This is a genomic window from Bradyrhizobium sp. LA6.8 (assembly GCF_040547935.1).
Classification (GTDB): domain Bacteria; phylum Pseudomonadota; class Alphaproteobacteria; order Rhizobiales; family Xanthobacteraceae; genus Bradyrhizobium; species Bradyrhizobium barranii.
In genome coordinates, this window is sequence record NZ_JBEPQQ010000007.1 from 377,160 (window position 1) to 396,707 (window position 19,548).

Annotated in this window: 20 protein-coding genes and 1 tRNA gene; 13 read left to right on the forward strand and 8 right to left on the reverse strand. The window is 63.7% G+C overall.

All coding sequences use genetic code 11. The features are described from left to right. Window positions 1–74 precede the first annotated feature (74 nt). A complete protein-coding gene (gene cmk / locus ABIA90_RS30965; protein WP_028149796.1) occupies window positions 75–713 on the reverse strand; it encodes a (d)CMP kinase in 639 nt (212 codons plus the stop codon). Then, window positions 710–2,047, reverse strand: coding sequence for a 3-phosphoshikimate 1-carboxyvinyltransferase (gene aroA / locus ABIA90_RS30970; RefSeq protein ID WP_354119158.1), 1,338 nt, complete (start codon window positions 2,045–2,047; stop codon window positions 710–712). Before aroA ends, cmk begins: the two co-directional genes overlap by 4 nt. Window positions 2,048–2,217: 170 nt before the next feature. Between aroA and ABIA90_RS30975 the strand changes: the two genes are divergently transcribed. From ABIA90_RS30975 to ABIA90_RS30985, 3 genes are all read left to right on the forward strand, one after another. Next, window positions 2,218–2,625, forward strand: a complete 408-nt coding sequence (locus tag ABIA90_RS30975; RefSeq protein ID WP_354119159.1) for a TIGR02300 family protein — start codon at window positions 2,218–2,220, stop codon at window positions 2,623–2,625. A 96-nt stretch (window positions 2,626–2,721) separates the two neighbouring features. Then, window positions 2,722–2,797, forward strand: a tRNA-Ala gene (locus tag ABIA90_RS30980). A gap of 136 nt (window positions 2,798–2,933) precedes the next feature. Continuing rightward, a complete protein-coding gene (locus tag ABIA90_RS30985) occupies window positions 2,934–3,176 on the forward strand; it encodes a GIY-YIG nuclease family protein (RefSeq protein ID WP_247306152.1) in 243 nt (80 codons plus the stop codon). 12 nt (window positions 3,177–3,188) lie between these two features. Here ABIA90_RS30985 and ABIA90_RS30990 read toward each other — a convergent pair whose 3' ends face one another. Further along, a complete protein-coding gene (locus ABIA90_RS30990) occupies window positions 3,189–3,647 on the reverse strand; it encodes a MarR family winged helix-turn-helix transcriptional regulator (RefSeq protein WP_014490915.1) in 459 nt (152 codons plus the stop codon). A 154-nt stretch (window positions 3,648–3,801) separates the two neighbouring features. On the opposite strand from ABIA90_RS30990, the gene ABIA90_RS30995 reads away from it, so the two are divergent. The 9 genes from ABIA90_RS30995 (at window position 3,802) to ABIA90_RS31035 (ending at window position 12,604) form a co-directional block, all read left to right on the forward strand. Next, on the forward strand, window positions 3,802–4,227 hold the full coding sequence (locus ABIA90_RS30995; protein ID WP_014490914.1) for an organic hydroperoxide resistance protein: 426 nt from the start codon (window positions 3,802–3,804) through the stop codon (window positions 4,225–4,227). 176 nt (window positions 4,228–4,403) lie between these two features. Continuing rightward, window positions 4,404–5,606, forward strand: coding sequence for a CaiB/BaiF CoA transferase family protein (locus ABIA90_RS31000; protein ID WP_354119160.1), 1,203 nt, complete (start codon window positions 4,404–4,406; stop codon window positions 5,604–5,606). 220 nt (window positions 5,607–5,826) lie between these two features. Next, window positions 5,827–7,143, forward strand: a complete 1,317-nt coding sequence (ugpB, locus tag ABIA90_RS31005) for a sn-glycerol-3-phosphate ABC transporter substrate-binding protein UgpB (RefSeq protein ID WP_354119161.1) — start codon at window positions 5,827–5,829, stop codon at window positions 7,141–7,143. Between the two features lie 47 nt (window positions 7,144–7,190). Further along, entirely contained in the window at window positions 7,191–8,072 is an 882-nt protein-coding gene (gene ugpA / locus ABIA90_RS31010) for a sn-glycerol-3-phosphate ABC transporter permease UgpA (protein ID WP_063980179.1), read from the forward strand. Next, window positions 8,072–8,920 (forward strand): sn-glycerol-3-phosphate ABC transporter permease UgpE, encoded by an 849-nt coding sequence (ugpE, locus tag ABIA90_RS31015; protein ID WP_063980180.1) that lies wholly within the window; start codon window positions 8,072–8,074, stop codon window positions 8,918–8,920. The genes ugpA and ugpE overlap by 1 nt, the downstream gene beginning before the upstream one ends. Window positions 8,921–8,940: 20 nt before the next feature. Then, window positions 8,941–10,026, forward strand: coding sequence for a sn-glycerol-3-phosphate import ATP-binding protein UgpC (locus tag ABIA90_RS31020; protein ID WP_354119162.1), 1,086 nt, complete (start codon window positions 8,941–8,943; stop codon window positions 10,024–10,026). A gap of 308 nt (window positions 10,027–10,334) precedes the next feature. After that, a complete protein-coding gene (locus ABIA90_RS31025; protein ID WP_018645065.1) occupies window positions 10,335–10,760 on the forward strand; it encodes an Hsp20 family protein in 426 nt (141 codons plus the stop codon). A 51-nt stretch (window positions 10,761–10,811) separates the two neighbouring features. After that, the gene (locus ABIA90_RS31030) at window positions 10,812–11,084 is read left to right on the forward strand and encodes a BQ00720 family protein (RefSeq protein WP_011083553.1); all 273 of its coding nucleotides are present in this window, start codon (window positions 10,812–10,814) and stop codon (window positions 11,082–11,084) included. 152 nt (window positions 11,085–11,236) lie between these two features. After that, window positions 11,237–12,604: a tetratricopeptide repeat protein gene (locus tag ABIA90_RS31035; RefSeq protein ID WP_354119163.1), complete on the forward strand. Its 1,368-nt coding sequence runs from the start codon at window positions 11,237–11,239 to the stop codon at window positions 12,602–12,604. On the opposite strand, the gene ABIA90_RS31040 is transcribed toward ABIA90_RS31035, so the two are convergent. The 4 genes from ABIA90_RS31040 to ABIA90_RS31055 all read right to left on the reverse strand — a co-directional run bounded on the left by ABIA90_RS31040 (window position 12,601) and on the right by ABIA90_RS31055 (window position 17,192). Continuing rightward, on the reverse strand, window positions 12,601–13,452 hold the full coding sequence (locus tag ABIA90_RS31040; protein WP_354119164.1) for a DUF1194 domain-containing protein: 852 nt from the start codon (window positions 13,450–13,452) through the stop codon (window positions 12,601–12,603). The genes ABIA90_RS31035 and ABIA90_RS31040 overlap by 4 nt on opposite strands. 173 nt (window positions 13,453–13,625) lie before the next feature. After that, window positions 13,626–15,164, reverse strand: coding sequence for an AMP-binding protein (locus ABIA90_RS31045; protein ID WP_354119165.1), 1,539 nt, complete (start codon window positions 15,162–15,164; stop codon window positions 13,626–13,628). Window positions 15,165–15,221: 57 nt separating this feature from the next. After that, the gene (locus tag ABIA90_RS31050; RefSeq protein WP_354119166.1) at window positions 15,222–16,352 is read right to left on the reverse strand and encodes a DUF5938 domain-containing protein; all 1,131 of its coding nucleotides are present in this window, start codon (window positions 16,350–16,352) and stop codon (window positions 15,222–15,224) included. A gap of 36 nt (window positions 16,353–16,388) precedes the next feature. Then, window positions 16,389–17,192, reverse strand: coding sequence for an SDR family NAD(P)-dependent oxidoreductase (locus ABIA90_RS31055; protein WP_354119167.1), 804 nt, complete (start codon window positions 17,190–17,192; stop codon window positions 16,389–16,391). Window positions 17,193–17,470: 278 nt separating this feature from the next. Here ABIA90_RS31055 and ABIA90_RS31060 point away from each other — a divergent pair, with 278 nt between their 5' ends. Beyond that, on the forward strand, window positions 17,471–18,109 hold the full coding sequence (locus ABIA90_RS31060; protein WP_354119168.1) for a TetR/AcrR family transcriptional regulator: 639 nt from the start codon (window positions 17,471–17,473) through the stop codon (window positions 18,107–18,109). A gap of 126 nt (window positions 18,110–18,235) precedes the next feature. Here ABIA90_RS31060 and ABIA90_RS31065 read toward each other — a convergent pair whose 3' ends face one another. After that, on the reverse strand, window positions 18,236–19,348 hold the full coding sequence (locus ABIA90_RS31065) for a tetratricopeptide repeat protein (protein WP_354119169.1): 1,113 nt from the start codon (window positions 19,346–19,348) through the stop codon (window positions 18,236–18,238). Window positions 19,349–19,548 lie beyond the last annotated feature (200 nt).

The window sequence follows — 19,548 nt, forward strand, 5'->3', positions numbered from 1 at the left end:
GGGCCCAAACAGGGGACCAGGGTTATCGACCTCAAAGAGCGGGAGCGGGCGCTTCCTCCAATGACGGCGGCGGCTTAACCCCGCGACCGGCCCGCTCGGACGGCCTCGATAATGTCGATGGCGGCCCGGACGCCGCCTTCTATATCCAGTTGGGAGTTATCTAGCAAGTAAGCATCCGGGGCCGGTTTCAAGGGCGCAATCGGCCGGTTCTTGTCGCGCTCGTCGCGCCGGATGATGTCAGCGAGCACCGCCGCCTCGTCCGCCTCCTCGCCCCTCGCCTTGGCCTCCATGGTCCGGCGGTGGGCGCGGACCCTGGGATCGGCCACGACGAAGATCTTCACGTCGGCATGGGGGCAGATCACGGTTCCAATGTCCCGGCCGTCGAGCACGGCGCCGGGCGGATCGGCGGCGAATTGCCGCTGGAAATTGAGCAGGACCTCGCGAACCCTGGGGATCGCCGAGACGATCGAGGCGCCCTCGCCGGCCTCCTGGGTCTTCAGGGCGGGATTGCCGAACTTTTCGGGATCAAGCTCCAGCGCAGCCTGCACCGCAGCCGCCTCGTCCCGGAGATCATGACCGGATTCCATCACGGCGTAGGCCACCGCGCGATAAATGACGCCGGTATCGAGATGACGATAGCCGTAATGATGGGCGAGGCGCTTGCCGAGCGTCCCCTTGCCCGAAGCCGCGGGCCCGTCGATCGCGATGATCATGAAAACTCGGCCCCCAACGAACGCATCATCGGAATGAAATCCGGGAAACTGGTGGCGATGAAGGCGGTGTCGTCGACGGTCACGGGCTGGTCGGAGGCACAGCCCATCACCAGCGCGGACATCGCGATGCGATGATCCATGTGCGTGGCGACAGTGCCGCCGCCCGGAACGTGGCCGCGCCCCTCGACGATCAGATCGTCGCCGGAGACCTCGACCTTGACGCCGTTGACGCGGAGCATGTCGGCGGTGGCCTCAAGCCGATCGGATTCCTTGACGCGCAGCTCGTGCAGGCCGCGCATGATCGTCGTGCCCTCGGCGAAGGAAGCCGCCACCGCCAGCACGAGATATTCGTCGATCATCGAGGGCGCCCGCTCCGGCGGCACCTCGACGCCGCGCAGTTTCGACGCGCGCACGCGCAGCTGCGCCATCGGCTCGCCGGCATCGCCGCGGACTTCGCTTTCCTCGATCGAACCACCCATTTCGCGCAGCGTGGTGAACAGGCCGGTGCGCAGCGGATTGGTCATCACGTCGGACAGGACGACATCAGAACCTTCGACGATCAGCGCGGCAACGATTGGGAAGGCGGCAGAGGAGGGATCGGCGGGCACCACGACGGTGGCGCCGTGCAGCTCGGGCTGACCCACCAGCGTGATGCGGCGGCCGTGCTGACCCTCCTGCGCGGAAGTGATGTCGGCGCCAAAGTGCTTCAGCATCAGCTCGGTATGGTCGCGGCTGGCCTCGGTCTCGATCACCGTCGTGGTGCCGGGCGCGGCCAGGCCCGCCAGCAGCACGGCGGATTTGATCTGGGCCGAGGCGACCGGGGTCTTGTAGGTGATCGGCAGCGGATCGCGCGCGCCCTGGACGGTCAGCGGCAGACGGCCGCCCTCGCTGCCGGACACCACTTTGGCGCCCATCTTCTCGAGCGGATCGAGGATCCGGCGCATGGGGCGGCTGCGCAGCGAGGCATCGCCGTCGAAAACCGCCGAAATCGGGCAGCCGGCGACGGCGCCCATGACGAGCCGGCAGCCGGTGCCGGAGTTGCCGAAATCAAGCGGCGCCCTGGGCTCGGCAAAGCCGGCGACGCCGACGCCGTTCACCTTCCAGGCGAAATCGCCGGTGCGCTCGACCCTGGCGCCCAGCGACTGCATCGATTTTGCGGTGTTGAGGACGTCCTCGCCCTCGAGCAAGCCCGAAATCCGGGTCTCGCCGACCGCGAGCGCGCCCAGGATGAGGGCGCGGTGGGAGATCGACTTGTCCCCGGGGACCCGTACTTTCCCGGTCAGGGGACCGCTTGCGCGCGACTGAAGCGGCGTCGGCTTGTCTGAATCAGTCAAGTTTGTGTCCTTGGATAGGCCCGAAACGTCCCTGCGGGGCTCGCGGGGCAGGTACCACAAGGTCTGCCCGCCGTCACGGGCATGTCTTTCTCCCGTAATGCGCTATTGACAGCGGGCCGCCAACTAGCCAAGTGAAACACCGCTTTTCAGACATTCCCAGGATTCCTGCCGTGGCCAAGTCCGAACTCGGAACCAAACGTATTTGCCCGACCACGGGCAAGAAGTTCTATGACCTCAACAAGAATCCGGTGATCTCGCCCTATACCGGCGAAGTCGTCCCGATCGCGCCTTTGGCGCCGGCCCGCGCGACTCGCGGCGCCGAACCTCGCCACACGCCGGCTGCCGACACCACGCCGGAGCCGGCAGAAGTCGAAGAGGTCTCGCTCGAGGAGGCCGACGCCGAGGAAAACACCGGCAAGGTCAAGGCCGCGGTGCCCGAATCCGAGGACGATATCGAGGTCGACGAGACCATCGAGGACGATGACGACGATGATTCGACCTTTATCGCCGACGACGAAGAGGGCGATGAGGACGTTACCGACATCATTGGTGATGTCGGGGGTGATGAAGAGACTTGAGATCAGCCCTGATCTGTGAAAAAGGGTGCACCGCGCGAGTCACCAGGCTCGCCGGACGGGAGTGATCCACCAGGATCCTCCCAACTGGAAGACTAAGGGGCCATAGCTCAGCTGGGAGAGCGCTTGCATGGCATGCAAGAGGTCGGCGGTTCGATCCCGCCTGGCTCCACCACGCTTCGCCCTCCGGGCTACGCGTGGCGCAGCCGCGCGGAGCTCGGAGGGCGAAGCGTGGTGTCCGGCGAAGCCCGTAGGGCGAAGACGGACTGATGAGACCCCCACCTAACGACTACCCCAGGCGATCTCCGTCAATGTGGTACGTCTACATCCTCCGCAGCGTCGAATTTCCCGAGGAGGAATACGTTGGGGCCACGGAGGATTTGAAGCGCCGGGTTCCGGAGCACAATGCGGGCAGATCCACCCATACCGCCAAGTTCAGACCGTGGAAGCTGATCTGGTACTGCGCGTTCCCCGACAAGTACAAAGCGCTCGAATTTGAGAAGTACCTGAAGTCCCACTCCGGCCGCGCCTTCACGAAGAAGCGGCTGTCCTAGCCTCTAGCCCCCCTACTCCCCGATCACCGCATTCAACCGATCCCGCAGCGCCACGATCTCGTCCTTCATCGCGACCAGTTCCGAGACCGAGCAGTCCGACGCCGCCAGGATCGACTGCGGCACGGCGCGCGCTTTTTCCTTCAAGGCGTGGCCCTGCGGGGTCAGCGCGATCAGCACCTGACGTTCGTCCTCGCGCGAGCGCGTGCGCTTGACGAGGTGGGCGGCCTCGAGGCGCTTGAGCAGCGGCGTCAGCGTGCCCGAATCCAGGAACAGCTTTTCGCCGATGTCCTTGACCGGCACGTCGTCGCGCTCCCACAGCACCAGCATCACCAGATATTGCGGATAGGTCAGCCCGAGCCGGTCCAGCAGCGGCTTGTAGACCCGGTTGAAGGCATGCGCGGCCGAATAGACCGCGAAGCAGATCTGATTGTCGAGGCGCTGCGGGTCCAGCGCCGATAATTTCCGGGGCATCGAGAATCTCACGCGGTTTCCTCCATTCTGGGACCGGGCGGCCGTACATTCAATTGCGAACAATTAAATGTGAGGCATGCAAATTTCAATTGCGCGCAATCTAATTGTTTGCGATGTAGGTTCCACCCCAACCCGAAGACCTGAGGAGACGAAAATGTCGGTAAACGTCCTGTACAAGACCAGCGCCAAAGCCACCGGCGGCCGCGACGGCCATGCCGCGACCCTCGACGGCGCGCTCGACGTCAAGCTCACCACGCCGAAGGAACTCGGCGGCGGCGGCGGCGCCGGCAACAATCCCGAGCAGCTGTTTGCGGCCGGCTATGCCGCCTGCTTCATCGGCGCGATGAAGTTCGTGGCCTCGCAGGGCGGCCCGAAGGTTCCGGCTGACGCCTCGGTCACCTCCACCGTTGGCATCGGCCCGCGCTCGGCCGGCGGCTTCGGTCTCGACATCGATCTCGCCGTCTCGCTGCCGGGCCTCGCCCGCGCGGAAGCCGAGGCGCTGGTCGAGAAGGCCCACCAGGTGTGCCCCTACTCCAATGCCACGCGCGGCAATGTCGACGTTCGCCTGACGGTCGTCTGATCAAACGGCGGATTGGCTGGCCCGAGATCCCCCTCGGGCCGGCCGCTTCCGCTTGATTTGCCACGTTGCGGGATGGCGCAGCGGCACCGCATACGCCCCTACGCACCAAGCCATTGCTGGCGCAAAAAAACCTCGCTAGGCCTGTGATCAATGATCGACACAGGGGAAGCGAAGGCATGACTGAAGCCGTTTTGGGCGCAATGAGCGGACTGCGCGTCATCGATCTCACGCGCGTGCTCGGCGGTCCCTACTGCACCCAGATCCTCGCCGACCACGGCGCCGACGTGATCAAGGTCGAGCCGCCGGCCGGCGACGAGGTGCGCGACTGGGGCCCTCCGTTCCACGAGGAAGACGCGGCCTATTTCATCGGCATCAACCGTAACAAGCGCTCGATCGGCCTCGACCTCGCCTCCGAGGGCGGCCGCCTCGTGCTGCTCAAGATGCTGGAGACCGCCGACGTCCTGATCGAGAATTTCAAGCCGGGCACGCTGGAGAAATGGGGCATCGGCAACGACGTGCTCAGCAAGAAATTCCCGCGCCTCGTGCATTGCCGGATCTGCGGCTTCGGCGCCGACGGACCGCGCGGCGGCAATCCCGGCTATGACGCCATCATCCAGGCGATGACCGGCATGATCGCGGCGACCGGTTCGCCCGAGAGCGGACCGATGCGGATCGGCGTGCCGCTGGTCGACATCACCACCGGCCTCTATGCGGCGATCGGCATCCTGATGGCGCTGTCGGAGCGGCAGCGCTCGGGCCAGGGCCAGTTCCTGGAGACGACGCTGTACGAAACCGGCCTTGCCATCATGCATCCGCACACCGCGAATTATTTCATGCACGGCAAGCCGCCGTCGCTCACCGGCAACGAGCATCCCAACCTCGTGCCTTACGCGATCTTCCCGACCAGGACCGACGACATCTTCATCGGCGTCGGCAATGACGGCACCTTCCGCAAGCTCGCCAAGGAAATCGGCAAGCCCGAGCTCGGCACCGATCCGCGCTTTGCCCGCAACAAGGACCGCATCGCCAATCGCGAGGCGCTGCGGGCCGAGCTCGCCGCCGTGTTCAGCCAGCACGAGGCCGAGCCGCTGTGCAATCGTCTGCTCGCCGCCGGCCTGCCCGCAGGTCCCGTGCAGAAGATCGACCAGGCCTTGACCAACCCGCACACGATCGCCCGCGGCGATGTCATCGAGAAGGACTGGTACAAGGGCGTGGCCTCGCCGATCCGGCTCGATCGCAGCAAGCCGAGCCTGCGCCGCCTGCCGCCGAAATTCAGCCAGCACTCCCAGGAGGTGCTGGGCGAGTTCGGCTACTCCAAATCGGAGATCGACGCGATGGTCGAAAAGGGCACGGTCTGCGGCCCCGAGCGCAAGCGCTAAACGCCCTCGCCGCCTCACCCGAGCAAATGCCGCACTGCGGCGCGGGCACGCATGTGCACCGCGAACGGAGGAGGCTGCGCGCTCGGCATTCGCCTATTTGACGGCTTCCCATTTGGCCGCGCTTGCTGCTTTCGTTTCTCCCGCTTACACAGTCATGTGAACGTCATATGGCGCTGCTAGCGCAAGCGCTTCTTTTTGACGGCCAAGGGAGGTTTACTTGATGGCTCTTCGACACTTTGGGGCGGCTGCCGCAGTTGCGATCACGATCGGCATGGGCGCTTCGCCGGCGTGGGCCGCGACCGAAATCCAGTGGTGGCACGCGATGACCGGCGCCAACAACGACGTCATCGTCAAGCTCGCCACCGACTTCAACGCCTCGCAGACCGACTACAAGGTGATCCCGACCTACAAGGGCAACTATCCCGATACGATGAACGCCGGCATCGCGGCGTTCCGCGCCGGCAACGCCCCGCACATCATGCAGGTGTTCGAAGTCGGCACCGCGACCATGATGGCCGCGACCGGCGCCGTAAAACCCGTCTACAAGCTGATGGCCGAGGCCGGCGAGAAGTTCGACCCCAAGATCTACCTGCCCGCCATCACCGGCTACTACTCGACCTCGAAGGGCGAGATGCTGTCGTTCCCGTTCAACTCGTCGTCGACCGTCATGTGGGTCAACCTCGACGAGCTCAAGAAGGCGAACGTCGAGATCCCCAAGACCTGGCCCGAAACGTTCGAGGCCGCCAAGAAGCTGAAGGCTGCGGGTCATGACACCTGCGGCTTCTCCGGCTCCTGGGTCACCTGGGTCAATCTCGAGCAGCTCTCCGCCTGGCACAACGTGCCGCTCGCCAGCAAGGCCAACGGCCTCGACGGCTTCGACACCGTGCTGGAGTTCAACGGCCCGCTCCAGATCAAGCATCTCGAAACCCTGGTCGAGCTGCAGAAGACCAAGACCTACGACTATGCCGGCCGCACCAACACCGGCGAAGGCCGCTTCACCTCCGGCGAATGCCCGATCTATCTGACGTCGTCGGCGTTCTTCGGCAACGTCAAGGCGCAGGCCAAGTTCAACTTCACCGCCGTGCCGATGCCATACTATCCGGACGTCAAGGGCGCGCCGCAGAACTCGATCATCGGCGGCGCTTCGCTCTGGGTCATGGGCGGCAAGTCGGCCGACGAATACAAGGGCGTGGCGAAGTTTCTGACCTTCCTCTCGGACACCGATCGCCAGGTCTACATCCACAAGGCCTCGGGCTATCTGCCGATCACCAAGGCGGCCTACGCCAAGGCGAAGGAAGAGGGCTTCTACAAGGATCAGCCCTATCTCGAGACCCCGCTGATCGAGCTGACCAACAAGGAGCCGACCGACAATTCGCGCGGTCTGCGCCTCGGCAACATGGTTCAGCTGCGTGACGTCTGGTCGGAAGAGATCGAGCAGGCGCTGGCCGGCAAGAAGACCGCCAAGCAGGCGCTGGATGCTGCCGTCGAGCGCGGCAACACGATGCTGCGCCAGTTCGAAAAGACCGCCGTCAAGTGAGGCGATGAGCGGCAGGCCGCAAGCCGGCCTGCCGCTCACCTGACATCATGCAAAAGCAAGCCATTTTCCAAGCAAAACTATTGCCCTACGCGCTGGTTGCGCCCCAGCTCGCGATCGTCTTGATTTTTTTCTACTGGCCGGCCGCGCAGGCGGTGATCCAATCCTTCCTGCTCCAGGACGCCTTCGGTCTATCGACAAGCTTCGTCTGGTTCGAGAATTATCAGGACCTGTTCAAGGACCCGGCCTATTTCGAGGCGGTTGTCCGTACGTTCGTCTTTTCGTTCGCCATCGCCGTCTCGTCGCTGTCCTTCGCGCTCTTGCTCGCCGTGATGGCCGACAAGCCGCTGCGTGGCTCGATGCTCTACCGCACGCTGCTGATCTGGCCCTATGCAGTGGCGCCGCCCGTGGTCGGCGTGCTCTGGATCTTCATGCTGCATCCTTCGCTCGGCGTGCTGTCGCGCTATCTGCGCAACCTGGGCGTCGACTGGAATCCGCTGCTTGACGGCAACCAGGCGGCTGGGCTGATCATCCTCGCCGCGGCGTGGAAGCAGATCTCCTATAATTTCCTGTTCTTCCTCGCCGGCCTGCAAGCCATCCCCCGAAGCGTGTTCGAGGCCGCCGCGATCGACGGCGCCCGTCCGATGCGGCGGTTCTGGACCGTGACCTTCCCGCTGCTGTCGCCCACGATCTTCTTCCTGCTGGTCGTCAACATCGTCTACGCCTTCTTCGACACCTTCGGCATCATCGACACCATGACCCGCGGCGGTCCCGGCACATCGACGGTCACGCTGGTCTACAAGGTCTATTCCGACGGCCTGCTCGGCGGCAATCTCGGCAGCTCGGCGGCACAGTCGGTGATCCTGATGGTCATGGTCATCGTGCTGACGGGAATCCAGTTCCGCTTCGTCGAACGCAAGGTGACCTACTGATGGTCGAAGAAGAGGGCTTTCGGCGCTACGTCGCCCACGCGATTCTCTGGATCGGGATCGCGATCGTCGCATTCCCGGTCTACATCGCGATCGTCGCCTCGACCCAGGACAACGCCCTGATCGCGAACGGGCAGATGTCGCTGCTGCCGGGCGGGCATTTCTTCGAGGTCTACTACAAGACCATCTTCGTCGGCACGAGCGGCTCGACCCGCGAGCCCGTCGGCAACATGATGCTGAACTCGCTGGTGATGGCGCTGGCAATCGCGATCGGCAAGATCGCGATCTCGATCATCTCGGCCTATGCGATCGTGTATTTCCGCTTTCCGTTCCGGATGGCGATCTTCTGGATCATCTTCATCACGTTGATGCTGCCGGTCGAGGTGCGCATCTACCCGACCTACAAGATCGTCGCCGATCTGCACATGCTCGACAGCTATGCGGGCCTCGCGCTGCCGCTGATCGCGTCGGCCACCGCGACGCTGCTGTTCCGCCAGTTCTTCATGACCGTGCCGGACGAGCTGCTGGAGGCCTCGCGCATCGACGGCGCCGGCCCCTTGCGCTTCTTCTGGGACACGCTGCTACCGCTGTCGCGCACCAACATGGCGGCGCTGTTCGTGATCCTCTTCATCCTCGGCTGGAATCAATATCTCTGGCCGCTGCTGATCACCACGCGCGACGACATGCAGACCATCCAGGTCGGCATCCGCAAGATGATCACCACCACCGATGCGCTGACCGAATGGCCGATCGTGATGGCCACCGCCGTGCTCGCCATGCTGCCGCCGGTGTTCGTCGTCGTCGCCATGCAGAAATTGTTCGTGCGCGGCCTGGTCGAGACCGAGAAGTAGGTTTTTGGAAATGAGTTTTCATGGCTAACGTCACCCTGCGCAACGTCCGCAAGACCTATCCCGGCGGCTTCGAGGCCATCAAGGGCGTCAACGTCGATGTCGGCGACGGCCAGTTCTGCGTGCTGGTCGGTCCCTCCGGGTGCGGCAAGTCCACGCTGCTGCGCATGGTCGCAGGTCTCGAGACCGTCACCGGCGGCGAGATCGACATCGGCGGCCGCGTCGTCAACCAGATCGAGCCCGCTGATCGCGACATCGCGATGGTGTTCCAGAACTACGCGCTCTATCCGCATATGAGCGTCTTCAACAACATGGCCTACGGCCTGCGCAACCGCGGCATGAAGGAGGCCGAGGTCAAGACCCGCGTCGAGGAAGCCGCGCGCGTGCTCGAGCTCGCGCCGATGCTGGAGCGCAAGCCGCGCCAGCTCTCCGGCGGCCAGCGCCAGCGCGTCGCCATGGGCCGCGCCATCGTGCGCCAGCCGAAAGTGTTTCTGTTCGACGAGCCGCTGTCGAACCTGGACGCAAAGCTGCGCATCGCGATGCGCGTCGAGATCCGCAAATTGCAGCGCCGGCTCAACACGACCTCGATCTACGTCACCCACGACCAGCTCGAGGCGATGACGCTCGCCGACATTCTCGTGGTCATGAACGGCGGCCAGGTCGAGCAGGTCGGCAATCCGCTCGCGATCTACGAGAAGCCGGCGACGACCTTCGTCGCCTCCTTCATCGGGGCTCCGCCGATGAACCTGATGTCGACGCGCGCCGATGAGATCAAATCGCAGCTCGGCGGCGGCGCGGGCGAGGCCGGCATCCTCGGCATCCGCCCTGAAGACTTCGTGATCACCGACCAGACCCCGGCCGGCGGTGTCGCACTGCCGCTGACCGTGGAAGCGATCGAGCGCGTCGGCGCGGAAACCTTCGTCTACGGCACGCGGGCCCAGGACGAGCAGCGGGTTGCCGCCACCCCCGGCGAGCTGCCGCCCGGCGAGGTCATCGTCCGCATTCCCGGAACCGAGGCCCCCGCCATCGGTGAGAGGATCCGCGTCGCGGCGGTACGGCCGAAGCTGCACCTTTTCAGCGGCGACGGACGGACGCGGATCGAGGCCTGAGCGGTTCCGAGGGCCGGCCGATCAAAATCGCGAAAAACAACCCCATGCACAGTAGCCGGGGGTTTGATTTCATTGAGATAAATCGTCGGCCGATTCGTCATGCCCGGGCTTGCCCGAGCATTTGCGTTCCCGGTGACGAATTGGGCGCTTCCGCGCGACCGCGGGCGGGGTCAGGCGCGAAAATGGGCAATCCACAGGCCCCCGCTACGTCCTTGAACCCCCAAGGGGTTATGACCATATTGCTGACCAAGGGGCGCCGCTTCCGGGCCCTGAAATGCCAAAGTCGCTTCGAGAGGACTTTGTAAACTATGTCTCGTGTTCCAACGCTTTCCAGTCCGTTCCTTCTGGGCTTCGACGAGATCGAGCGCGTGCTCGACCGCGTCGTCAAAGGCGCCGACGGCTATCCTCCCTACAATATCGAGAGGTGCGACCGGTCGGACGGCCAGCCCGAGCGGCTGCGGATCACGCTGGCGGTCGCCGGATTCACCCGCGACCAACTCGATGTAACCATTGAGGAAAACCAGCTCGTGATTCGCGGGCGGCAGCAGGACGACAAGTCCCGGCAATACATCCATCGCGGCATTGCCGCGCGCCACTTCCAGCGCACCTTCGTGCTGGCGGAGGGGATGCTCGTGCTGGGAGCGGATCTGAAGAACGGGCTGCTGTCGGTCGATCTTGCCCGGCCTGAACCGGAGAGGATCGTTAAGACAATCGCTATCAATGAGCACGAATAATGGAACGAGTAGCGGACTCGACCGCTTAGTTTCTGTGAAGGAGTCGAGACCATGAGTGAAGGTCACGTTGCGTTCGAATACGAAGCCAAGAACGTCTCGCCCGAGACGCTGGCAACTCTCGGCGAAGGTCATATCGCCTATGTGAAGCAGATCCGCTCCGAGGATGTGCCGGGCCTGTTTCCCGAAGCGCCAAAGATCGCGCCGGGCCTCAAGCTCTTCGCGCTCCACGCCGCCGACGGCACGCCGATCATGCTGACCGACAGCCGCGAAGCCGCGGTCGCCAACGCCTGGAGCAACGAGCTGCAAGCCGTGAGCGTGCACTGACGCACGCTTAGCGCGACATCTGCGAATTCAAATGCGCGGGCATGCCTCAAGGCGGCCCGCGCATTTTTTATGGGCCATCTGGCGAAGCGTCGACGTTCCGGCCTAGCATCGAGCTCAACGCCGAAGCGGGTGCTCGGAGAAGAGAATCGAGAATGACGTCGGACGGTCCAAGTGCGGTGCTCTCATCCGATGAGATCGAGGCGATTGCGCACGATGCCATTGCGGAAGCTCAGGCGGGAAGAACACAGGCCGCGTTGCACAAGCTGATGCCGCTGCGAAAAGCGCAGCCCCGGCAGCCCGAAGCCGCCATGGCATTGCTGCGGGTTGTCCATGATCGATGCTTGCAAAGAGAAGCCGCGATAGACGTTCTGTCAGAGGTCGCACAATCTCACGATCAGCACTTCTGGATTCTCTCGACTGTAGGGCTCTGCCTTGAAGCAGCGCGTGACATTGACGATCTCAATGCAGCGCCGCCCGATATTGTATTGTTCCGTTTGGTCGTCGAAAAACTGAGCGGGTTGGCCAAGGTCCACGAGGGGCAACCCGAACAGGAACCGATTCTCGAAGGTCTGGCCACTGCGGCGCGAATGCTGTCGCGCCAGCAAGATGCGATTGCCGAGAGCAGCTATCGGAAACTCACCGAACTCAATCCGCAAAACAGCACCCACCATTACAATCTGGGTCTTTTCTACAAGACACGCGGCAGATTCGCAGATGGCGCGACCGCAAACCAGATCGCAGCCAGCCTCGCGGACGAAGTCACCGAGAGTTACGAGTGGAATCTTGGTATCTGCGCCACCGGCGCAAAGAATGCCTCTCTGGCACTGGATGTCTGGAGGCGCATGGGGCTTGCGATCGAGATCGGGCGCTTTGGCTTGCCGGAATGCTCATTGTCTCAATGCAAGGTCAAGCTGGCGGAGCGGCCCCTGGCGGAGCGCACGGCCGATCAGGACGATCCGGGCGCGGAGGAAACCATCTGGATCGAACGGTTGAGCCCGTGCCACGGCATCGTCCGCAGTGTGCTCTACCAGAAGCTCGGCGTGGACTTTGGCGACGTCATCCTGATCGACGGCGCGCCGATTACACATCACACGTATGGTGAGGTGCAGGTCCCGGTTTTTCCACATTTGGCGACGCTGGAGCGGCGGAACTATCAGCTATTCGACTTCGCCGGCACACAGGATTCGGCACGGCAACTGGCGGACTTGACCGCAGAGCTGGATGAGGACGCCGTCGTCTATTCGCATTCCGAGAGCTTCGTGATGATCTGCGCGAATTGCTGGCGCGACCCCGATCTCGATCACGACCGTCACGAGGCAATAGAAAAGCACGTCGTCACGGGGCGAATTGCCGCTCCCGCGGGAATGGCCCCCGCACGACTGCTGGGGTTGATCGACAAGGCTATCGAGAAGCAGGGACGGCGCTGCCAACTCTATGCGCCAGATCTTTGCAAGGCGGCAGGGCTGGTGGCGCGTGAGGCGATGGACCGACGTCGGTTCGCTTTGCTGACGGGCAACTAGCGCATGATCCGTCGCCCGCGCTCCCGCCATTTTTCTTCGCCGACCAGACAGGACACCCGGGGCTCATTCTCGGCGGTTGGGACGATCCTCCCCTCCGGCGTGAGGCCCGCAACTTCGAGAACAAGCTTGGTCCGGATCGCTTCCTGGAATTTTTCGCGATCCTTGATTGTCATGATGAAGGCGCCCGGCCCTCCGATCACGCAGTCCTCGTAATAGAGATCGAGATTCTCGATATCGGTCGTCAAATAGGACGGCTCCTTCACCATGATCGGCAGGCCGTTGATGATGATGCCTTTCTCAACGGCAGCGTCGCGCGCGCCGGTGACGGGGGCTCCGTCGTTGTTCGGCCCATCGCCGGAAATGTCGATGACGCGCCGCGACCCGCGATAGGGATTCTCTTCGAACAGCTGCACTGCGAAATTGATCGCGCCGGAAATCGAGGTGCTCGAACCTCGGCGAATCGGCGTTTTCATGATCTCGGCGGCCACGGCGTCCGCCGATTCCGGGCCGTCGATCACGCGCCACGGAATGATGATCCTGTCGTCGCCCGACATCGACCACTCGAAATAGGTCAGAGCCACCTTGCTGGCCGGACGGGCCCTTAGCGCCTGAAGAAAGTCTTTCGAGACGATGGCCTGTGCATAGCCCTCGCGCTGAATGGCGAGTTCGTCCAGATCCATCGAATAGGAGACGTCGACGGCGATAACGAGCTCGACATTGACGGACAGTGCGCTGTGCCTGGCGTCGGCTATCCCTGATTTCGGGCTCGGCGCGGCAATGCTGGCAACGTCACCTCCGACGATCGCCCCCGCAACAAGCACCGCCCCGACCGAGACACACCAGCGCATGGCGGCCCTCCCGTCCGTTCAGAAGCATGGTGACACCCAAAACGCGCATCGAAAAGCGGAAACATGCCTTTGCCTGCCCGGACACGGATGAGAGTTCCAGGCCCGCGCGAATGTCCGCGTCAGCGCGTCTCGCGGATATCTTCGAAGCGATGGGCGCTGCAATAAGATGCGCCTCAGTCGCCTGAGCGACCTGCCAGCCGCGCGCGGATGTCCGGCTTCAGCACCTTGCCGACCTTGGAGCGCGGCAGATCGTCCCAGACTTCGATCTGCTTCGGTGTCTTGACGCTGCCGATCCGCTGCTTGACGAAGGCCGCCAGCGCCGTCGCATCGACGCTTTGGCCGGCGCGGGGCTGCACCACGGCGACGATCCGCTCACCCCATTTCTCGTCCGAAAGGCCAATCACGGCGCAATCCTGCACCGCCTCATGCGCCCGCAGCGCGTTCTCGACCTCGATCGAGTAGACGTTGAACCCGCCGGTGATGATCATGTCCTTGGCGCGATCGACGATATAGAGGTAGCCATCGTCGTCGATGTAGCCGATGTCGCCGGTGTGGTGCCAGCCATGCGCGGAGGCCTCCGCCGTAGCCTCGGGATTTTTGTAGTAGCCCTCCATCACCAGCGAACCGCGGACCACGATCTCGCCGCGGGCGCCGGTCGGCAGCAAATTGCCGTCGCTATCCATGATGCCGGCCTGCACCAGCGGGCTGATCCGCCCGGCCGAGGCGAGACGCTCCATCGCGATCGTGCCGTCGGCATTGTAATGCTCGCTAGGCGCCATCATCGAGATTATCATCGGCGCTTCGGTCTGACCGAACAACTGCGCCATCGGCCCGATACGCTGGAGCGCTTCCGCAAGCCGCGCGGCCGAGATCGGCGCCGCGCCGTACCAGAAACATTGCAGAGACCCGAGCCTCGCGGAGTCGAGCTTCGGATGATCGAGCAGCATGTAGATCACGGTCGGCGGCAGGAAGGTGTGCGTGACGTGATAGCGCTCGATCAGATCGAGAAATTCTGCGATGTCGGGGTGATGCATGATCACGATGCGGCCGCCGAGCGCCATGATCGGGAAACACAGCACGCCGGCCGCGTGGGTCAGCGGCGCAAGCGCGAGGTAGATCGGGCGGCCCTTGAAGGGATAGCCCATCAGCGTCAGTGCCGTCATCGCCTCGATGTTGCGGCCCGACAGCATGACCCCCTTCGGCTTGCCGGTGGTGCCGCCGGTGCCCGGAATCATCGCGAGATCGTCGATCGTCTCGCGTTGATAGTGGTCGTCTGCAAGGCCGGCGAGCCAGCTGTCGAACGAGGGCGCGAAGGACAACTCAGCATCGAGGCAGACGACGGCGCGAAGCTTTGGCAGCTCCGCACGCACCGCCTCGACCAACGGCGCGAAGCTTGAATGAAACAACAGCAGGCTGCAGTCGAATTGCTCGAGGATGAGCCGATTTTCGGCCGCCTCGTTGCGCGGATTGATCGGGCACCAGACCGCGCCTGCGCGGGAAATGCCGAACACGCAGGCAAACGCGACCGGATCGTTGCCGGAGAGGATTGCGACCTTCTCACCGGCAGCAATGCCCGATCGCGCGAGCCCGCGCGCGACGCGGTAGCTCAGCCGCTGCACCTCGCCATAGCTGAGGTCGCGTCCATCCATGGTGAGGCACGGCGCGTCGGCGCCGAGCGAGGCACCTTTGTCCAGGTAATCGATGAAGCGCATGATCAACACCCGAAGCAGCAGCGGGTGACGCGGAGGACCGCGCCACCCGCGATTGACTTAATCGTGCACGGTCAGAACCGGCTTGCTGACGAGCCCGAAGCTGCGCAATTGCCCGAGCAGCTCGTGATGGCCGAACGCCTGGCAGCCGGAGGCGAACCCCACGCGCTTCGGCGGCTGCTGCAGCAGGTGCGCCGCAGCATAGGCCTGCAACATGCCGGTCTGCTTGTAGTTGCTGTTGCCGTTGATGACGCAGTGCGCGCGCCCCAACGGGCCGGAGGCATGCACCGAATCCATCGACTTGTTGACGCGCGGGTTCTCGCGCGGCGGCATGGTGTTCATCACACCGGCAGCGGTCTGCGCCAATGCGGCGTAGCGGTCGTCGGGATTCATATCCTTGGTCGCCTCCAGCGCGGCCGCGACGATCTGCGGCACGCCCAGCATCAGCGCGCGATTGAACACGCCGCCCAGCACCTTCACGTTGGCCACGCGCGGATCGCGCTTGAACCACACCGGGTGCGAGGTGCCTCCCCAGGGCAACGCCAGCGCCAGCTCGTGCTGACCGGGGATGGCGAGGTTGTAGAGGCCGGCATCGGGCTGATGCTCGACGTACTTGTTCTGCTCCAGGTAGTAGGCCTTGGCCATCGCGGCGTTGACCAGGATGGTCTGCGTCGATGCGATGGTCGGGCTGCCACCCCAGAACACGGCGATATCAAGTGTGTCGAGGCCGGGCGTCTCCAGGCACAGCTGCGCGGCGATCTCGCCGGTGGTGTACATCTGTGCGATGCCTGGCGCCAACAGCAGCCCGGCATTGGCGAACTTCGCGCCCCACTCCTGCTCGAGCGTGATCAGCCAGTCCTGCTCACCGGTGGTGTCGGTGTAATGACACTTGGAAGCGAGGCAAGCCTGCACCACTTCTCCGCCGAACTTGGCGAAGGGACCCACGGTGTTGAGCACCACCGAGGCGCCCTTGAACAATTCAGTCAGCGCAGCCACGGTGTGCGGCACCTTGACCACCTCGTAGTCGGCGGTCTCGATGCCCGCTACATTCGACTTCATCGCGGCGTTGAGCTTCTCATTGCTCCGGCCGGCGGCGATGAAGGGGATGTTGTATTCGCGCAAGTATTCACAGACCAGCCGGCCCGTATAGCCGGAAGCGCCATAGACGATGACGGGCTTCTTCTCGCTCATTGCGTTCCTCCGAAATGCTTGTTGCCGGCTTTGTTGTTACATGCCCATGCCGCCATCGACCGGCAGTCCGATGCCGGTGATGAAGCGCGCCTCGTTCGAGCACAGGAACACCGCGGCATCGCCGATGTCCGTGACCTCGGCGAGACGGCCGAGCGGGGTTTGCTCCACCACCGAGCCGACTGCGGCGTTGACGTCAGCCGCGAGCCCGACCTTGACGATGTCGTTGGCGAGCTGCATGCCCATATCGGTCGGGATCAGGCCCGGATAGATGCAGTTTACGCGCACGCCGAAACCGAGCTTGCCGGCTTCCATCGCTCCGACCCGCGTCATGCGGTCAACCGCGGATTTGGTGCCCGAATAGACCGCGATGCTCGGGAAGGCGATCGTTGCCGCAACCGAGGCGATGTTGACGACGGCGCCGCCCTTGCCGGCCGGCCCGCCCGGGCGCATGGCACGGAAGGCGTGCTTCATGCCGAGCACGGTGCCAACGATATTGACGTCGCACATCCGCCGCGCGTCCTCGACCTTGACCTCGGAGATCAGCGACGTGATCTCGATGCCGGCATTGTTGATCAGAATGTCGTAGCCGCCGAGGGTTGCGACGGTCTTGGCAACCGCCTGCTCCCATTGAGCGTCGTCGGTGACGTCGAGCTGGACGAAGCCCGTGGCGACGTCTTCCTTCGCGATAGCGGCTGCGCTGGCGCGGCCGGTCTCTTCCAGGATGTCGGCGATCATGATCGAGGCGCCGGCTCGCGCCAACGCTTGCGCGATGGCCGCGCCGATTCCTCTAGCACCGCCGGTGACCAGGGCTTTCCTGCCTGCAAGGCTCTTCCCACTCATGACGCACTCCTCCGTTGCTGGTGATCGATTCGTGCTGCGCCGATCGGCGCGCACCAAGTCGATGGGCGCAGGCCTTTCGGCGGCACCCAGCGAAGCGTTCCTCCATGGTCGGACGTCTTGACGACTGTCCAAATTCTTGGTGCGAACCTCCGCCAAAATCTTGACACTTGTCAAGAACGAATTTGACAGTTGTCAAAGGAAGTGGTTGTGAGGGATGGAGCATTCCGCGGTCGACGCGGTATAAGTCCTTGAAAGAACGGGACTGAGGAAGGGACGAGATGGCGCGGCAGGTGACGGGAGCGGCCCGGCGTGTGGCTGATGCGGCCGAGGTGCTGCGCGACGAGAAGTTCAACGCGCGGCGCGTCGAGCTTGCCGAGGCCGCGCTCGAAACGCTTGGAGAGCTCGGCTTCGCACGCACCAGCCTGCGCGAAATCGCGCAGAACTCGGCGTTCACGCACGGCGTGTTCCACTATTATTTCAGCGACAAGCTCGACCTGATCTGCTGCTGCGTCCGCCACTACAAGGCGAAGTGCGTGACGCGATATGACGATGTCGTCGCGACAGCAACGAGCCGCGACGAATTGACGGAGGGTTTCCTCGACAAGCTCGCAGCAACGCTGCAGAACGAGGCCCGTATGCACCGCCTTTGGTACGACCTGCGCTCGCAGGCGATGTTCGAGGCGGCGTTTCGCAAGGATGTACTCGAGATCGACAAGAGCCTGGAAGCGATGATCTGGCGCATCGCCTCCCGCTATGCCGAGCTCGGCGGCAAGCGGCCGGCGTCGTCGCCCGCCGCGCTCTATGCGCTGTTCGACGGTCTATTCCAAAGTGCGCTGCTCAAGCACCTCGCGGGTGACAAGACGGCGATTCCCGAACTGCTCGACGAAGTCCGGCGCCTGCTGCCGACGGTCTGCTGACGCACACGAGCGGCGCAGGCGAAGGCTCTGCAGCGCACCGCTCTCGACGATGCTTCGCATCGCGAGGGAAGCGCTGCGCTGCGTCCGGGGGGACTAGAGCGGAGATGCACGCTCTTTCGAGACGCATCACCTCAAAAAGCCAAGTCCTTCGCGCGCCGTGTCCACGGCCCATTGGTCGCCCGGCGGCAGCGCGAGCACGCTATTGAAATCGACGCGCGCATGTTTGGCGTCGGACAGTTTCATATAGAGGATGCCGCGATTGACCAGAGCGACCTGATTGCCGGGATCGAGCCGGATCGCCTCATTGTAGTCGGCGAGCGCGCGGGCGTGCTCTCCGATGTCGCGCAGCGTGCTGGCGCGATTGCTGTAGGCCATCGAATTTCCCGGCTGCAGCCGGATGCCCTCGTCGAAATCGGCAATGGCGCGACGATCATCGCCCTTCTTGCGCCAGGCGGTTGCGCGAACGAAGTAGGCTTTCTCGAAGGAAGGCATGATCCTGGTGACGTCATCAAGCTCGCGGATGGCGTTGTCGGTGTCGTCCTTTTTCAGGAGAACGATGGCCCGGCAATAATGGCCGCCAGCACTCCCGGGCTCCAGACGAACGGCGGTGTTGCAGTCGTCGAGAGCCTCGTCGATCTCGCCCTTGTTGAAATGGACGGTGCTTCGCAGCTCGTAGGGCCATGCGGCGGCGGGATTGCGCCGCATCGCCTCGTTGTAATCGGCGACGGCATGATCGGAGTCGCGCTTCGCCGCATACGCTTCCCCTCTCATGATAAGAGCAAAGTAGGCTTGCTTGGGATTGCGTTCGATGGCCTCGGTAAACGCGCCGATCGCCAGATCGAAGTCGCGATTGTTGAAATATTCGAGGGCACGGGAGGTGTAGGACGGACCGTAGCCGGGATCGAGGCGAATGGCCTCGTTGTAATCGGCCAAAGCGCGATCCCGCTCGCCCTTCGCCGAATAGGCGCGGCCGCGGCAGTTGTAAGCCCGCCCGAAATTCGGATCGATTCGGATCGCGGCGTTGCAGTCCTCGAAGGCGCGATCCTTGTCCCGCTTGATGTACCAGGCTTCGCCACGCAGCTCGTAGGCAACCGCGTTGGTCGGATCAGCCGCAATGATCTCGGTCTTTTCGGCGATGACGCGGTCGTTGGACGTATCGTCGGCATGGACGGCAACCGTCACGGCAATGGTGACCGCGCAAAACAGACCGAAAATCCGGCCGATCGAACCGCAATTCATGGCTCAAAAACCCCGCACCCGAAGCCGCGCCGGGACGCGCAACCGGGCGACGGTCGAATCCGGCGGAGAAACATCACAGCGCCCGGCTGCGAAAATAAGTCGCAGACCGCGGGGCTTCGGTTCGAACGGATGAGGGCCGCCTCTGCGGTCTCACCAGGCGTAGGTAGCGCAGGACGCCCTTGCCGGCGTAGCTGCGATTG

What these genes read in the sequence shown, in the direction of transcription:
- cmk (WP_028149796.1), bottom strand. Translation starts at nt 713, where the DNA reads ATGATCATCGCGATCGACGGGCCCGCGGCTTCGGGCAAGGGGACGCTC.
- ABIA90_RS30985 (WP_247306152.1), top strand. Translation starts at nt 2,934, where the DNA reads ATGTGGTACGTCTACATCCTCCGCAGCGTCGAATTTCCCGAGGAGGAA.
- ABIA90_RS30990 (WP_014490915.1), bottom strand. Translation starts at nt 3,647, where the DNA reads ATGCCCCGGAAATTATCGGCGCTGGACCCGCAGCGCCTCGACAATCAG.
- ABIA90_RS30995 (WP_014490914.1), top strand. Translation starts at nt 3,802, where the DNA reads ATGTCGGTAAACGTCCTGTACAAGACCAGCGCCAAAGCCACCGGCGGC.
- ABIA90_RS31000 (WP_354119160.1), top strand. Translation starts at nt 4,404, where the DNA reads ATGACTGAAGCCGTTTTGGGCGCAATGAGCGGACTGCGCGTCATCGAT.
- ugpB (WP_354119161.1), top strand. Translation starts at nt 5,827, where the DNA reads ATGGCTCTTCGACACTTTGGGGCGGCTGCCGCAGTTGCGATCACGATC.
- ugpA (WP_063980179.1), top strand. Translation starts at nt 7,191, where the DNA reads ATGCAAAAGCAAGCCATTTTCCAAGCAAAACTATTGCCCTACGCGCTG.
- ugpE (WP_063980180.1), top strand. Translation starts at nt 8,072, where the DNA reads ATGGTCGAAGAAGAGGGCTTTCGGCGCTACGTCGCCCACGCGATTCTC.
- ABIA90_RS31020 (WP_354119162.1), top strand. Translation starts at nt 8,941, where the DNA reads ATGGCTAACGTCACCCTGCGCAACGTCCGCAAGACCTATCCCGGCGGC.
- ABIA90_RS31025 (WP_018645065.1), top strand. Translation starts at nt 10,335, where the DNA reads ATGTCTCGTGTTCCAACGCTTTCCAGTCCGTTCCTTCTGGGCTTCGAC.
- ABIA90_RS31030 (WP_011083553.1), top strand. Translation starts at nt 10,812, where the DNA reads ATGAGTGAAGGTCACGTTGCGTTCGAATACGAAGCCAAGAACGTCTCG.
- ABIA90_RS31035 (WP_354119163.1), top strand. Translation starts at nt 11,237, where the DNA reads ATGACGTCGGACGGTCCAAGTGCGGTGCTCTCATCCGATGAGATCGAG.
- ABIA90_RS31040 (WP_354119164.1), bottom strand. Translation starts at nt 13,452, where the DNA reads ATGCGCTGGTGTGTCTCGGTCGGGGCGGTGCTTGTTGCGGGGGCGATC.
- ABIA90_RS31045 (WP_354119165.1), bottom strand. Translation starts at nt 15,164, where the DNA reads ATGCGCTTCATCGATTACCTGGACAAAGGTGCCTCGCTCGGCGCCGAC.
- ABIA90_RS31050 (WP_354119166.1), bottom strand. Translation starts at nt 16,352, where the DNA reads ATGAGCGAGAAGAAGCCCGTCATCGTCTATGGCGCTTCCGGCTATACG.
- ABIA90_RS31055 (WP_354119167.1), bottom strand. Translation starts at nt 17,192, where the DNA reads ATGAGTGGGAAGAGCCTTGCAGGCAGGAAAGCCCTGGTCACCGGCGGT.
- ABIA90_RS31060 (WP_354119168.1), top strand. Translation starts at nt 17,471, where the DNA reads ATGGCGCGGCAGGTGACGGGAGCGGCCCGGCGTGTGGCTGATGCGGCC.
- ABIA90_RS31065 (WP_354119169.1), bottom strand. Translation starts at nt 19,348, where the DNA reads ATGAATTGCGGTTCGATCGGCCGGATTTTCGGTCTGTTTTGCGCGGTC.